13 protein-coding genes are annotated in these 14184 nt (G+C 66.3%); 9 read left to right on the plus strand and 4 right to left on the minus strand.

The genetic code is table 11. The features are described from left to right. The first annotated feature begins 260 nt into the window (after positions 1-260). The 8 genes from J6595_RS03180 to J6595_RS03215 are packed head-to-tail and all read left to right on the plus strand — an operon-like array spanning position 261 to position 9399. Positions 261-1850, plus strand: a complete 1590-nt coding sequence (locus J6595_RS03180; protein ID WP_209593016.1) for an ABC transporter substrate-binding protein — start codon at positions 261-263, stop codon at positions 1848-1850. Continuing rightward, on the plus strand, positions 1847-2998 hold the full coding sequence (gene argE / locus J6595_RS03185; RefSeq protein WP_209593017.1) for an acetylornithine deacetylase: 1152 nt from the start codon (positions 1847-1849) through the stop codon (positions 2996-2998). Before J6595_RS03180 ends, argE begins: the two co-directional genes overlap by 4 nt. After that, on the plus strand, positions 2995-3966 hold the full coding sequence (locus J6595_RS03190) for an ABC transporter permease (RefSeq protein ID WP_209593018.1): 972 nt from the start codon (positions 2995-2997) through the stop codon (positions 3964-3966). Before argE ends, J6595_RS03190 begins: the two co-directional genes overlap by 4 nt. Further along, positions 3963-4856, plus strand: a complete 894-nt coding sequence (locus tag J6595_RS03195; protein ID WP_209593019.1) for an ABC transporter permease — start codon at positions 3963-3965, stop codon at positions 4854-4856. The genes J6595_RS03190 and J6595_RS03195 overlap by 4 nt, the downstream gene beginning before the upstream one ends. Beyond that, positions 4853-5836 (plus strand): ABC transporter ATP-binding protein, encoded by a 984-nt coding sequence (locus J6595_RS03200; protein WP_342453073.1) that lies wholly within the window; start codon positions 4853-4855, stop codon positions 5834-5836. Before J6595_RS03195 ends, J6595_RS03200 begins: the two co-directional genes overlap by 4 nt. Continuing rightward, positions 5833-6795 (plus strand): ABC transporter ATP-binding protein, encoded by a 963-nt coding sequence (locus J6595_RS03205; protein WP_209593021.1) that lies wholly within the window; start codon positions 5833-5835, stop codon positions 6793-6795. Before J6595_RS03200 ends, J6595_RS03205 begins: the two co-directional genes overlap by 4 nt. Beyond that, positions 6792-8207, plus strand: a complete 1416-nt coding sequence (locus J6595_RS03210; RefSeq protein WP_209593022.1) for a M20 family metallopeptidase — start codon at positions 6792-6794, stop codon at positions 8205-8207. Before J6595_RS03205 ends, J6595_RS03210 begins: the two co-directional genes overlap by 4 nt. A 1-nt stretch (position 8208) precedes the next feature. Then, positions 8209-9399: an aminotransferase class I/II-fold pyridoxal phosphate-dependent enzyme gene (locus tag J6595_RS03215; protein ID WP_209593023.1), complete on the plus strand. Its 1191-nt coding sequence runs from the start codon at positions 8209-8211 to the stop codon at positions 9397-9399. Between the two features lie 178 nt (positions 9400-9577). Here the strand turns inward: J6595_RS03215 and J6595_RS03220 are convergent, their stop codons facing one another. Beyond that, entirely contained in the window at positions 9578-10042 is a 465-nt protein-coding gene (locus J6595_RS03220) for a RidA family protein (protein WP_209593024.1), read from the minus strand. Positions 10043-10173: 131 nt separating this feature from the next. Here J6595_RS03220 and J6595_RS03225 point away from each other — a divergent pair, with 131 nt between their 5' ends. Further along, entirely contained in the window at positions 10174-10827 is a 654-nt protein-coding gene (locus J6595_RS03225; protein ID WP_209593025.1) for an aspartate/glutamate racemase family protein, read from the plus strand. 2 nt (positions 10828-10829) lie between these two features. Here the strand turns inward: J6595_RS03225 and J6595_RS03230 are convergent, their stop codons facing one another. Genes J6595_RS03230 through J6595_RS03240 form a run of 3 tightly spaced genes read right to left on the minus strand, consistent with a single transcriptional unit; the run spans position 10830 to position 14184 of the window. After that, the gene (locus J6595_RS03230) at positions 10830-12044 is read right to left on the minus strand and encodes an amidase (protein ID WP_209593026.1); all 1215 of its coding nucleotides are present in this window, start codon (positions 12042-12044) and stop codon (positions 10830-10832) included. 23 nt (positions 12045-12067) lie between these two features. Beyond that, on the minus strand, positions 12068-13087 hold the full coding sequence (locus J6595_RS03235) for an ABC transporter ATP-binding protein (RefSeq protein ID WP_209593027.1): 1020 nt from the start codon (positions 13085-13087) through the stop codon (positions 12068-12070). Continuing rightward, positions 13084-14184 (minus strand): ABC transporter ATP-binding protein, encoded by a 1101-nt coding sequence (locus J6595_RS03240; protein WP_209593028.1) that lies wholly within the window; start codon positions 14182-14184, stop codon positions 13084-13086. Before J6595_RS03240 ends, J6595_RS03235 begins: the two co-directional genes overlap by 4 nt.

Consider the following 14184-nt stretch of genomic DNA (forward strand, 5'->3'; position numbering starts at 1 on the left):
ATTCGCCGGTCCTGCCCGCGCGTCTCGGGCACCCATACCCGCTCCGCCAATTCGGCACGCAGACTGCACAAAGTTCATGCAGATCAACGCGATGAAAATCCAGCAGCCGTCTTGATCTTTGCCTAAGTCGATGGTCTTCTCATTTGATCAAACGATCAGAAGCCGGCGTCAGCGCAGACAAGCGCGGCGGAGGCAGGCCCGATCGAAGGCATCCAAACAGAGCTGGCAAATTCGCGTCGGCGACATGGAGTGGGACAGGAATGAAACTCAGGCACACCTCCGTTTTGATGGCCCCTGCCCTTGCCGCGCTCTTGGCCATGACGCCAGCTGCGCAGGCGGCGGAGTTCAAGTTCGCCGGCCCGCTCGACGCCTATACGCTGGACCCGCACGCAATCTCCAACACCCTGGTCTTTGCCGTTCTGCGCAATGTCTACGAGCCGCTCGTGACCCGGGGAAAGGACCTGTCCATTCAGCCGGTGCTGGCGACGGAGTGGAAGCAGGTCGACGACACGACCTGGGAATTCAAGCTGCGAAAGGGCGTCAAGTACTCGAACGGCAACGCCTTCAACGCCGACGACGTGGTTTTCTCCTTCGAGCGGGCGAAGAAGGGCGGGATGAAGTCGCACCTGTCCGAAGTCACAGCGATCGAGAAGGTCGACGACTACACCGTCCGTCTCAAGACCAAGTCCATCGATCCGATCCTGCCGAAGCAGATCGTCAACTGGTTCATGATGGATAGCGACTGGGCCAAGGAAAATGGCGCGGTCGAGCCGGGCCAGGCCGACAATTCGACGGAAAGCTATGCCAATCGCAACGCCGTCGGCACGGGCCCCTATGTCATCTCCGCGCGCGATCCCGGCGTGAAGACGGTCTTCACCGCCAACAAGGATTGGTGGGGCAAGATGGACGGAAACGTCGACAAGGCGACGTTCTACGTCATCGCCAACCCCTCGACCCGGGTCTCGGCGCTGCTGACGGGCGAGGTCGACATGATCGACGGTGTCCCTCCGCAGGACGCCAGCCGGATCGAAAAGGCCGACGGCCTGCGCATCGAGGCGACATCCGACCTTCGCACGGTCTATCTTCAGCCCGATGTCGCCCGTGACACGCTGATCCATGGCGGCGGCGTCGAGGGCAATCCGTTCAAGAACCCCAAGGTTCGCGAGGCGATGAAACTCGCGATCGATACCAAGGCGATCCAGAAGAGGGTCATGCGCGGCTATTCGACCCCCGTGGGGCTGCCGATCGCCAACGAGGTCGAGGGCTCGACGCCCGAACTCAACGCCCCCAACAAGCCCGATCTCGCCAAGGCCAAAGAGCTCATGAAAGAAGCCGGCTACGACAGCGGCTTCGACGTGACGCTCGACTGCACCAACGACCGTTTCATGAACGACGAGGCCACGTGCCTGGCGGTCGGCTCGTTCCTCTCGCAGATCGGCATCCGCGTCACGCCCCGGGCGCAGGCGACGGCCCGCTGGGCTCAGCAGATCAACCCTCCGGGCTACGACACGTCCTTCGCGATGCTGAGCTATTCGCCCTACACCTACGACGCGCATCAGTTCCTGGCGACCATCGCCACCACCCGCGATCCCAAAAGCGGACGGGGCGCCTTCAATATCGGCGGCTACTCGGATCCGGAACTGGATCGGCTGACGACAGAGATCGGCGCCGAAAGAGATCAGCAGAAGCGCTCCAAGCTTCTGGAAGAGGCTTTGACCATCCTGAAGAAGAGCAACACCTCCATCCCGATCCACCAGCTGCAGATCCTGTGGGGCGTGCGTGACGGCGTCGATGTGGTGCAGCAGGCCGATCTCTCCTACCCGCTGGCCTGGTTCACGGTCTCGAAATGAGCTTCGACGCCGATTTCACCCGGCATCTCGGTGAACTGATCGCCTTTCCGACGGTCAGCGACGTTTCGAACCTCGAGCTCGTCGCTCACATCGAGGCGCTCGCTGGCACGCACGGCGCGTCCTGCCGCCGCTTTCTCGATCCGGATGGTGCGAAGGCGAACCTTCTCGTCACCATCGGACCCGAGGCGCCGGGTGGCCTGGTCCTCAGCGGCCATACCGACGTGGTGCCGGTCACCGGCCAGAGCTGGACCGGTGACCCGTGGACGCTCCGCAGCATCGACGATCGCCTCGTCGGGCGCGGCGCGACGGACATGAAGGGCTTTCTCGCCTGCTGTCTGGCGGCCCTCCCCCACTTTGCCAGAATGAACCTGACACGGCCGATCCACCTTGCCTTCTCCTATGACGAGGAAGTCGGCTGCACGGGTGTCGGCCCGATGGCCGAGTGGCTCGGCGCAAACGCCACGCCGTCCCTCGCCGTCATCGGCGAAGCGACGCAGATGGATCTCGTCACCGCCCACAAGGGCGGCACTATCGGCTGGACCTATGTCACCGGCAAGCCGGCGCATTCCTCCCAACCCGATAGCGGCGTCAACGCGGTCATGATCGCGGCCGAGATCGTCCATGAGATCAATCAGATCTCCCGGGAGATGCGATCGGGGCCGACGGTCGAAGGCATCGACCCGCCCTTCTCCACCATCCAGGTCAATCAGATCGAAGGCGGCAGCCACGGCAACATCCTTGCCGAGCACTGCAAGTTCTTCTGGGAAATGCGGCTTGTTCCCGGCGACAGCGCCGAGCGCGTCCTCGGCCGCATGAAGGCCAGGGCCGATGCGCTCGAACCTGAAATGAAGGCGGTATCGCCCGGCGCCGGGATACGGACGGACATCCTCGCCCGCATTCCGCCGCTCGCTCCCACCGGCGACGCGGCGCTCGAGGCGAAACTGCTTTCCCTTCTCGGTCGCAAGGCAGCGCGCGCCGTGCCCTACGGGACGGAAGCCGGGATCTTCGCCGCTGCGGGAATGCCCGCGGTCGTCATCGGGCCGGGCTCGATCGCCGACGCCCATCAGCCCGACGAGAGCATCGCCATCGAGCAGATGGCGGCCTGTACCGACTTCCTCCTGCGCCTCGCCGCCCAAGAGGCCGCATGATTATCTATACCGTCGGGCGCATTTTGCAGACCCTGCTGGTGCTGCTCGTCATCAGCTTCATCGCCTTTCTTCTCGTTGCGACGCTCGGCGACCCGCTCGGCATCTTGTTGCCGCCAGAGGCGAGCCTTGCCGAGCGCCAGGAGCTGATCCTCCGCCTCGGGCTGGACCAGCCCATGCTGGGGCGCTTCCTGCATTTTCTGTGGGGCATGCTGCACGGCGACTTCGGCCTTTCCTACCGCACCCAGCAAGGCGTCGGCGCGATGATCGCCGCGCGACTTCCCGCCACCATCGAACTCGCCTTCGTCAGCCTCCTGGTGACGCTGTTCGTCGGCGTTCCGCTCGGGATCGTCTGCGGCGTCAAGCCGAACAGCGTCGTTTCCAGAGGCGTCATGCTCGTCTCGATCGCCGGCATCACCTTGCCGAACTTCGTCGTCGGCGTCCTTCTGATCGCGATCTTCTCGGTGCAACTCGGCTGGTTTCCCTCCTTCGGGCGCGGCCACACCGTCGATCTCGGCGGCTGGACCACCGGCCTTCTGACCGTGTCGGGCTGGCAGGCGATCATCCTGCCCGCCATCACCCTTGCGGCCTTCCAGGTGACCTTCGTCATCCGAATGCTGCGCACCCAGCTTCTCGAGGTGGGGCAGAGCGAACACATCCGCTTTGCCCGGGCCCGGGGCCTGAGCGAGCGGACAGTCTGGTTCTCCTACGCGATGCGCAACGCCCTCCTTCCCACGATTACCATGCTCGCCCTGCAGCTCGGCAACGTCATCGCCTTCTCGGTCGTCACCGAAGGCGTCTTTGCCTGGCCCGGACTGGGATCGCTGTTCCTGCAGTCGGTGCAGTCCGCCGACATTCCCGTCATTGCCATCTATCTGATCTTCGTCGGGGCGGTGTTCATGATCATCAATCTCTTCGTCGAGTTGAGCTACCCGCTTCTCGACCCGCGTCTGCGCAAGGGGCGGGCATGAGAAGTCTCATCGAGGCCCTGCGCGGGCGACCGGGGCCGATCTGCGCGGCCGTGCTCATCCTCCTCTTCATCGCCTACGCCTTCGTCGTGCCGCTGTTTTCGGCCGATCCCTTCTCGATGGCCGGCATGTCCATCCTCGACGCCTTCAGCCCGCCCGTCTGGATGGATGGCGGCACCGCCGCCATGCCGCTGGGTGCCGACGACCAGGGTCGCAACCTCTTGACCGCGATGGCCTACGGCCTGCGCACGTCGATCATGGTGGGCGGCATCTCGGTGGTCATCGGGCTCGTGCTCGGCGGCGCCCTCGGCCTTCTTTCCGGCTTCGTCGGCGGGCGCATCGACGCCGCGATCATGCGCCTTGCCGATGTCCAGCTCGCCTACCCCGCCCTGCTTCTTGCCATGGTCATCGACGGCATCGCCACGGCCGCTCTCGGCCGGGGTCGATCGAACGAAATGTCCATTGCCATCGTCACGGTCTCGATCGGTATCGCCTTCTGGGTCCAGTACGCCCGGACCATCCGCTCCAGTGTGATGATCGAACGGGAGCAGGAATATGTGGCCGCCGCCCGTGTCACCGGCCGAACCAACACCGCGATCCTCATCCGCCACATCCTGCCCAACGTGATGGCGCCGGTTCTGGTGATCGCGACCATCAATCTGGGCATCGCGATCATCACCGAGGCGACGCTGAGCTTTCTCGGCATCGGCATTCCCGCCACCTATCCCTCGCTCGGCTCGCTGATCCGCAACGGCAATGCCTTCCTGCAATCGGGCGAATGGTGGATCTCGGTCTGGCCGTGCCTCCTTCTGGTGGTTCTGGTGATCGCCGTGAACGTGCTGGGCGACCATCTGCGCGATCATTTCAATCCGAAGATCAGGGGGCGCTCGTGACCGCCCCGCTCCTCGAAGTCCGTGATCTCAGCGTCGTGCTTTCCCGCACGGAGCGCGACCTGCCCGTGCTCGACAAGGTGTCCTTCGACATCGCTCCAGGCGAAGTGCTCGGCATCGTCGGCGAAAGCGGCGCCGGCAAATCGATGACGGGTGTCGCCATCGTCGACCTTCTGGTGCCGCCGCTGCGGCGCTCCGGCGGCACGATCACACTGGCCGGCGACCGGCTCGATCGGCTCACCCCCCGCCAGATGCGGCGGGTGCGCGGCAAGCGGGTCGGCTTCATCTTTCAGGATCCGATGACCTCGCTCAATCCGGTCCTCACCATCGGCCGGCAGCTCACCGACACGATGCGCCGGCACCTGCCCGTCAGCCGCAGCGAGGCGCGCGAGCGGGCGATCTCCTGGCTCACCCGCACCGGCTTGCCAAACCCGGCCCGGGTCTTTGCCGCCGCCCCCCACGAACTGTCCGGCGGCCAGCGCCAGCGCGTCGTCATCGCGCTTGCCCTGTGCGCCGAGCCCGACCTCGTGATCGCCGACGAACCGACCACCGCGCTCGACGTCTCGGTCCAGGCTCACATGCTGCAGCTGTTGCGCGACCTGCATGAGGAAACCGGCACCGCGATGATGCTGATCACCCACGATCTCGGCGTCATCGCCAAGATGGCGGACCGGGTGGCCGTTCTATACGCCGGGCGGCTGATCGAGACCGCGAAGACGCAAGCCTTGGTCACGGAGCCCCTGCACCCCTACACCGCCGGCCTGATGCAGGCGACGCCGGCCCCGGACGAAACCGGCGTCATGCGTGTCCGGGCGATACCAGGTTCCATGCCGGGGATCGGCGCAGCCCCCTCCGGCTGCGCCTTCCATCCCCGCTGTGGCCGGGCACAGGACATATGCCGCCAGACACCGCCGCCGCTGGCCGATGCGGGCGGCCGCGCCGCCGCCTGCTATTTTCCGCTCCACCGGGAGGCGCAACCATGAGCGGCCACGAAGTTCTGACGCTGAGCTCGGTATCGAAGGCCTATGGCGGCCGCGCCTCGCTGATCGAGAAGCTGTTCGGACGCCAGCCGAAGAGCCTCCAGGCCGTACGCGAGGTAAGCTTTACCATTCGCAAGGGCGAGGTGATGGGGCTCGTCGGCGAGTCAGGCTGCGGCAAGTCCACCATTGCCCGCATCGCTGCCGGCCTGATGGCGCCCACCGGCGGCGAGATCGGTCGGGCGGAAAAGACCCGCCAGCAGATGATCTTCCAGGATCCGTTCTCCTCGCTCAATCCGCGCTGGCGCGTCCACGACATCGTCGCCGAGCCGATCCGCACCCATAGGCTGCGGCCGAAGAATGCCGTGAGCGCAAGGGTCGGCGAACTTCTGACCCAGGTCGGGCTGTCGGAAGCCGACGGGGCGAAATTCCCGCAGGCCTTCTCCGGCGGGCAGCGCCAGCGCATCTCGATAGCCCGGGCGCTGGCGGGCGAGCCGGACTTCCTCATCCTCGACGAACCGACGAGCGCGCTCGACGTGTCCGTCCAGGCGCAGATCCTCGATCTGTTGCGGGATCTGCAGGCGCGGCTCCATCTGACGAGCCTGTTCATCACCCACAATCTGCCGGTCGTACGCCTGATGGCCGACCGCATCGGCGTCGTCTATCTCGGCGAGCTCGTCGAGCTCGCGCCGACGGATGCGATCTTCCGGCGCCCACGCCACCCCTATACCCGCCTTCTCATCGATGCGGCGCCCGATCTCGACGCAAAGGACCGCAGTCTGCATCCGATCCCAGGCGAGTTGCCCGATCCCTCCGATCCGCCATCGGGCTGCGTCTTTCGCACGAGATGCCCGTTTGCCACCGAAAAATGCGCAGCGGAGCGCCCGCTGCTGCGCCAGATCGGCGCCGGCGAGGTCCGTTGCCACTACGACCTCGATCTCACCGGCCGGGAGCTGGCAGCATGAGCCGTGAAACCGCCATCGCCCGCGCCCAGGAAGGCATATCCGACGGCAGCTTCCGCGCGGCACTCGCCCGCCGTGTCGCGATCCCGAGCGCCAGCCGCGTCGCGGAGCTCGCGCCCGAGCTCTCGCGCTATCTCGACGAGGAGATGATCCCGCTATTCCAGCGGCTCGGCTTCACGACGCGTCTCCTCGAACATCCCCTCGCGCCGGGTCCATGCCTTCTCGCCGAGCGGATCGAAAGCCCGGATCTTGCGACGGTGCTGCAATATGGCCATGGCGACGTGGTCGCCGGGCTGGACGGCTGGGACGACGGGCTCGACCCCTTCACCCTCACCGAACGCGACGGCCGCTGGTACGGTCGCGGCACCGCCGACAACAAGGGCCAGCACAGCGTCAATCTCGCAGCCCTCGAGGCGGTCATTGCGACCCGCGGCCGGCTCGGCTTCAATCTGAAATACCTGATCGAGATGGGCGAGGAATCAGGTTCGCTCGGCCTCAGGGAAATCTGCGCCGAACACGCCGATGCCCTCAAGGCGGACGTCTTCATCGCCTCCGACGGACCACGTCTTGCTCTTGACCGTCCGACGCTGTTCTTGGGCGCGCGTGGCGGGGTCTCGTTCTACATCGAGATCATCGCCCGCGACCAGTTTCAGCATTCCGGCAACTGGGGCGGTCTGCTCAGCAATCCCGGCGTCGAACTGGCCCATGCCATCACCGCGCTGATCGGGCGGAGCGGCGAGATCCGCGTCGCCGAACTGATGCCGGAAGAGATCCCGGCGAATGTCCGCGCGGCGCTGTCGAAACTGAAGGTGACGCCGCTCGCAGGCGATCCGCAGATCGAGCCGTGGTGGGGAGAACCGGGCCTCACGAGCGAGGAGAAGGTCTTCGCCTGGTCGAGCTTCGAGGTCATGGAGATGGAGTGCGGCAGTCTCGCCCAGCCGCTCTACGCCATTCCCCCGCGCGCCCGCGCAAGGCTGCAGCTCCGCTTCCCCGTGGGGGTCGACGTCGACGCGGTCGTTCCCGCGGTGCGCCGGGCCCTCGACGACGCCGGCTTCGGGAAGGTGGTCGTCCATGAGCCCCATGACGCGATCTTCCTTGCCACCCGCCTCGATCCGGACCACCCCTGGGTCCACCGGATCGCCCGCTCGCTCGAACTGACGACGGGCGCGGCTCCGGCGATCCTGCCCAATCTCGGCGGCTCGCTCCCGAACGATATCTTCGCGCGCGACCTGAAGCTGCCGACGATCTGGATCCCGCATTCCTATCCCGGCTGCCTGCAGCACGCGCCGAACGAGCATCTCCCGATCGCACTTGCCCATGAGGCTCTCGGCCTGATGGCAGGGCTCTATTTCGATCTCGGGTCGAACGGACCCGCCCCCTTGAACCACTCCACCCCTTCGAACCGGAACGCATGACATGAAACGGTTGGCCATCGCCGAGAACACAGCCCTTGCCCATGTGCGCGGCGCGGTCGCAGACGTCGAGACGGACAATATCGCCCTCCTCGCCGAAAAGGCGGGCGAGATCGAAGACGTCATCCGCCTGTGGTACGGCGAAAGCGACGTGGTGACACCGGAGCCGATCCGCCAGGCCGCGACCGAGAGCCTTCAGCGTGGCGAGACGTTCTACGTTCCGCAGATGGCCGGCCATCCGGCGCTTTCGGCGGAGCTTGCGGCCTACCAGTCGAAGCTGCACGGGCTGGATCTCGGCATCGATCGCTCGACCATCACGCCCGGCGGCATGCAGGCCGTGCATCTGGCCTTGTCGCTGGTCCTCGAGCCGGGCACGAACGCCGTCTATGTCGAGCCGCAATGGCCCAACATCCGCCATTCGATCCAGCTGAGCGGCGCCGAGGCCCGCCCCGTCGCGCTCGACATGGCCGACGGACGCTGGTCCCTCGACCTCGATCGCCTGTTCGACGCCTGCGACGCGCGGACCCGGGCCATCGTCTTCTCGACGCCGTCCAACCCGTGCGGCTGGTGCGCCAGCCACGAAGAACTCGAGGCCCTCGTCGCCTTCTCGCGGCGGACCGGGATATGGATCATCAGCGACGAGATGTACAACCGTTTGAGCCGAAGCGGCCGGGCGGCCCCCTCGCTGCTGCAGCATGCCGGCGACGAAGATCTGGCCCTTTGCATCAACGGCTTTTCCAAGGCCTGGGCGATGACCGGGTGGCGGGTCGGCTGGCTGAACCATCCCGCCTCGGTCGCGCCGGCCATCCGGGCGGTGACGCAGTATGTGAACAGCGGCACCTCGCCTTTCGTTCAGGCCGGTGCCCTGGAAGCGCTGCGCAACGGCGAGGATTATGCTCTCGCGATGCGCGATCGGTGCATCGCCGGCCTCGACGTCGCCTATGAACGCCTCGGCGCGTCAAACGCCATCCGCCTGCCGGAAATCCCGCAGGGCGGAATGTATGCGTTCTTCCCGCTGGCGCCCGAGGGCGTCGATGCCCGTCAAATCTGCCTCGATCTCGTCTCGACGGCCCATGTCGGCCTTGCGCCGGGCGGCATGTTCGGCAGGAGCACGATCAACTACGTGCGCATGTGCATCGCCCGCAAGACCGAGATGGTCGCCGCGGCCTGCGACCGGATGGCTGCCGTCCTTTAGCGCGCCGTGCGTCCGAGCGGACGCACAAAGGACGCTCTAACCTATTGAATCCACGCATCGTGCTTTCCAAAAATCGATTCCGATTTTTGGGCCGATGCTCTGACCTATTGTATCACCGCAACCTGCCAGCCGTGACATGCTGATCGACACGGCTCTGGCGCGGACGGTGGCGAGATCGTCACCGCAATTCGACGATCGCATCGACTTCCACGAGCGCATTGGCCGGAAGCGAAGAGACGCAGACGGCCGTTCGGGCGTGACGGCCGGCATCGCCATAAAGGGCGATAAAGAGTTCGGACGCCCCGTCGACGATCGCCGGCCCTTCCCCAAAACCCGGCGGCGCGGCGACGAAGCCGCCGAGCCTCACGACGCTCGCAACCTGCGACAGCGATCCGGCGGCCGCCCGGATGTTGAAGAGAAGGTTGAGGGCGCACATTTCAGCGGCCTTCTTGGCGGCTGCGAGATCGTAGTCCGGCTGGACCTGCCCGAAGACCTGCGGCTTGCCCTCCCATTCGCAGATCTGGCCGGCGAGAAAGATAAGCTTGCCGGCCTGCTTGAAGGGCAGGAAATTCGCCCTCGATGGTGAACTCTTCGGCAGTTCGAGGCCCATCGCGGCCAGCTTCATCTCGATCGGATCGCTCATCGAATATCCTTTGTCCCTCTGGCTGGTTTCGAAGCGTTGGCTCCGCCATGATGGCGGTCGAAATCCGTGCCTTCGGAGCACGGCCCGCCTTTTCGCAAGTGACGCCCTCGCCTTTTTGGTGCCCGGTCCCGATGACGGTCTATCTTCTCAATCCGAACACTTCCCGAGCGACCACCGAGGCAATGACGGCGATTGCCGGACGCGAAGCGCCCGATCTCCATATTGCCGGCCTCACCGCGCCTTTCGGACCAGCCATGATCGTCGATGAAGCCGGCCTTGCCATCGGCGCCGAGGCGGTCGCCGCCATGGCGAGGACGCTTGCCGAGCGCGGCGACGCCGACGCCATCATCGTCGCGGCCTTCGGCGATCCGGGGATCGAGGCCGTGAGAGCCCGCTTCCCCGATCGCGCCGTCACGGGTCTCGGCGAGGCAAGCTTTGCCGAGGCCGGCGAAGGCGGCCGCCGCTTCGCCGTCGCCACCACGACACCAGGCCTCGTCGCGGCGATCGCGGAACGCGTTCGGCTTTCCGGTCTGTCCGATCTCTTCCTCGGCACGGTTCTGACCAGCGGCGATCCCCAGGCGCTCGTCCGTTCGCCCGCCCGTCTTGCAGAGCGGCTTGAGGAGGCCTGCCGGCAGGCCCGCGACGAGCTTGGCGCCGAGGCCGTCATCATCGGCGGCGGGCCGCTGGCCGAGGCTGCCGAGATGCTGACCGACCGCCTGTCCATTCCCGTCATCGCCCCGGTTCGGGCAACCGCCCGCCTTGTCGCCCGGGCACTGTCCCACTGAGGTCAGGCCGGCTTCAGGGCGACGATCTTCGCCGACGGCCGCGCGATTGCGCCGAACAGTCTGCCGGCCAGCCTGACCAGCGACAGATCCGAGCCCCGCGGCCCGATCATCGACAGGCCATAGGGCGCACCGTCCACCGTACCGGCGGGAAACACCACCTGCGGAAGGCCGCTCATGCCGGCGACGCAGAGAAGCCGCATCGCGTCGTGGCGGAAGCTGTCGAAGACGTCCCGGCCCGCATCGAGACGGAACGGGGCGTCGTGGACGGCCGGAACGAGCAGGACGCCGTCGGACCCCAGAAGATCGTCCATCCCCGCACGGAATGCCGTTCGCACGGCGTTGCCCTTCGCCTCCTCGTCGTCGGTGAGCCTTTGGGCAGCGGCCGAGCGTTCGTCGATGCCGGCGGTCAGCGGCATGCCGGAAGACATGATGAACGGCACGACCGCGCGCCTGGCATCGGCTCCCTGCAGGATGCGGAAGGCGTCGTAGAGCGGCTCGACGCCTCCGGCGGGATAGACGCTCACCTCCTCTGCCGCCAGGCCGCCGAAGACGGCGTCGTAGACGCCCTTCTGTTCGGGCGCGAGACGGGCCGCCATGTCGGTCGGCCGCAGGAGCCTGACATCCTCGGGCAGCGGCACCGGATCCTCGGCGCAGACGACGCCGAGAACGCGCGACAGCGTTTCAGAATCACGAGCGAAGACGCCGTAGGTGTCGAAGCTGCCGGCCAATTCCATGCAGCCGGCGAGGCTGATCCGGGCATGGGTGGGGCGCAGGGCCCACAGACCGCAGAAGCTCGCCGGCGCGCGCACCGAGCCGCCGGTATCGGTGCCGATGGCGAAGTCGACGAGGCCGGCCGCGACGGCAGACGCCGACCCGGACGAGGAACCGCCCGGGATCCGGTCCGGCGCCGCCGGATTGATCGGCGTGCCGAAATGCGGATTCAGCCCGTAGAGCGACCAGGCGAGCTCGTCCGTGTGGGTCTTGCCCTTGAAGCTGGCGCCGGCGTCGAGCAGCATCCGGATGGACGGCGCCGTGTCGCTCTTCACATCGCTCATCGCCAGGCGCAGCGGGCAGCCGCAGCCGGTGCGATAGCCGCTGACGTCGAAGAGGTCCTTGACGGCAAAGCTCAGTCCGGCCAGCGGCCCGTCCGGGGCAGTCTCGACCGCAACCGGCGGGTACGGCATGAAGGCGCGAACGGGATCGTGTTCGATCAGCATGAGATCATTGTCCTCAAATGGCGTCAGTGGATCTCGGCCATTGCGCCAGGCTTTTCAGCCGGGTCGCTGGCGTCTTCCAGAATACAGGCGACCCGGCGTCCCGGACCGGGGCGATGCACCGGCGGCAGAGCAGCGTAGCAGCGATCGCGGGCATGGGCGCAGCGCGGCGCGAAGGAACAGTGATCGGGCTTTTCGTCGAGGGGGGGCGGCGAGCCCGGGATCGAGGCGAGCGTCTGAGATCGATCGGCATCGTGCAGGTTCGCCGCAAGCAGCCCTTGCGTATAGGGATGGCGCGGATCCTTGATGATCTCGGCCACCGTTCCCTCCTCGACGACATTGCCGGCATACATGACGGCGATCCGGTCGGAGATCTCCACCGCGACGCCGATGTCGTGGGTGACGAAGATGATCCCCATGCCGAATTCGCGCTGCAGCTCGCGCAGAAGCAGGAGCACCTGGATCTGCACCGTCGCGTCGAGCGCCGTCGTCGGCTCGTCGGCGAGCAGCAGGTCGGGTTTGCAGGCGAGCGCCAGCGCGATCATCGCCCGCTGGCGCATCCCGCCCGACATTTCGTGGGGGTAATTCTTGAGCCGGCTCTCGGCAGAAGGGATGCGCACCCGTTTCAGCATGTCGAGAGCGACCGCCAGCGCCTCTTTGCGCGAGACCTTCTCGTGGCGCATCACCGCTTCGGCGATCTGATCGCCGATCGTGTAGACCGGATCGAGCGCGAGGGCCGGCTCCTGGAAGATCATCGAGACCGTCTTGCCGCGATAGGCCGAAAGCGCCTGCCCTTTCAGCGCCAGAACATCGACGCCGTCCACATGCATCGCCCCGCTGATCTCGCTGCGCTTTTTCGGCAGAAGCTTCAACAGCGCCTTCAGCGTCACCGACTTGCCGGATCCCGATTCGCCGAGAATGGTCAGGATCTCGCCCGGCTTCAGGGTGAGATCGAGCCCGTTGATGGCATGCACCGTGCGCTCGCCGTGAAAGCGCACGGTCAGGTTCGAGATGTCGAGAAGATTACCTTTCGTCGCTTCGCTCATACCTCGCCAAGCTCCTTGCGGACCTCACCGGTCTCGCCGGCCTTCGAGTGCCCGGATTGACCGTCCAGCATGTGGCAGGCCGCTTCGTGGCCCGCATCGCCTCTCACTGCGACGACGCGCGGCTTGCGCGTCCCGCAGACCGGCTCGGCAAACCCGCAGCGGGTGTGAAACCGGCAGCCTGACGGCGGGTCGATCGGGTTCGGCGGATCGCCGGCGAGCGGCGGCACCTGCGTGCGGTTGTCCGGATCCATCGACGGCATCGCGGCGAAGAGCGCCTGGGTGTAGGGATGAGCCCGGTGGTTCCAGATCGCATCGACGGGACCGATCTCGACGACCTCGCCGAGATACATGACCATGATGCGGTCCGAGACGTAGCGCACGACGTTGAGATCGTGGGAGATGAAGACGAAGGTGAGGTCGAACTCCGCCTTCAGTTCCCGCAACAGGTTGAGAACCTGGGCCTCCACCGACTTGTCGAGCGCCGAGACGGCTTCGTCGAGGATGATCAGCCGCGGCTTCATGGCGAGCGAGCGGGCGATGTTCACCCGCTGGCGCTGGCCGCCCGAGAGTTCGTGCGGATAGCGGCCGGCAAAGCGCGCCGGCGCGAGGCCGACGCGCTCCAGAAGCTCGTGGGCGAGCCGGCGGGCTTCCGGCGCCGCGACGCCGCGCATCTTCGGCCCGAAGGCGATGGTCTCCTCGATCGTCAGGCGCGGATTGAGCGAGGCGTAGCTGTCCTGGAACACCATCTGGACGCCGCTCCACAGATCGTTGAGGGACAGCTCTTCGCCGAGCTTCTCGCCGTCGAAGATGAGATCACCCTCGTCGAGGCCGATCAGGCCGACGAGAAGCCGGGCGGTCGTCGACTTGCCGCAGCCCGATTCCCCCACGATGCCGAGGGTCTCGGACTTTCTCACCGTGAAGGAGATGCCGTCGACCGCCCGCACCGCGCTGGCCTTGCGGTTGAAGATGCCCTTGCGCACCGGAAAGTGCCGCTTGAGGTCGCGGGCGATCACCAGCGGCTGGGCGGGCCCACCGCGATCGGCGGCCTGGACATTCCCGGGGGCTGCCCGTGCGACGGAATTTTCGCTCGTCGTCAT

This window comes from Jiella mangrovi, assembly GCF_017815135.1.
Classification (GTDB): Bacteria; Pseudomonadota; Alphaproteobacteria; order Rhizobiales; family Rhizobiaceae; genus Jiella; species Jiella mangrovi.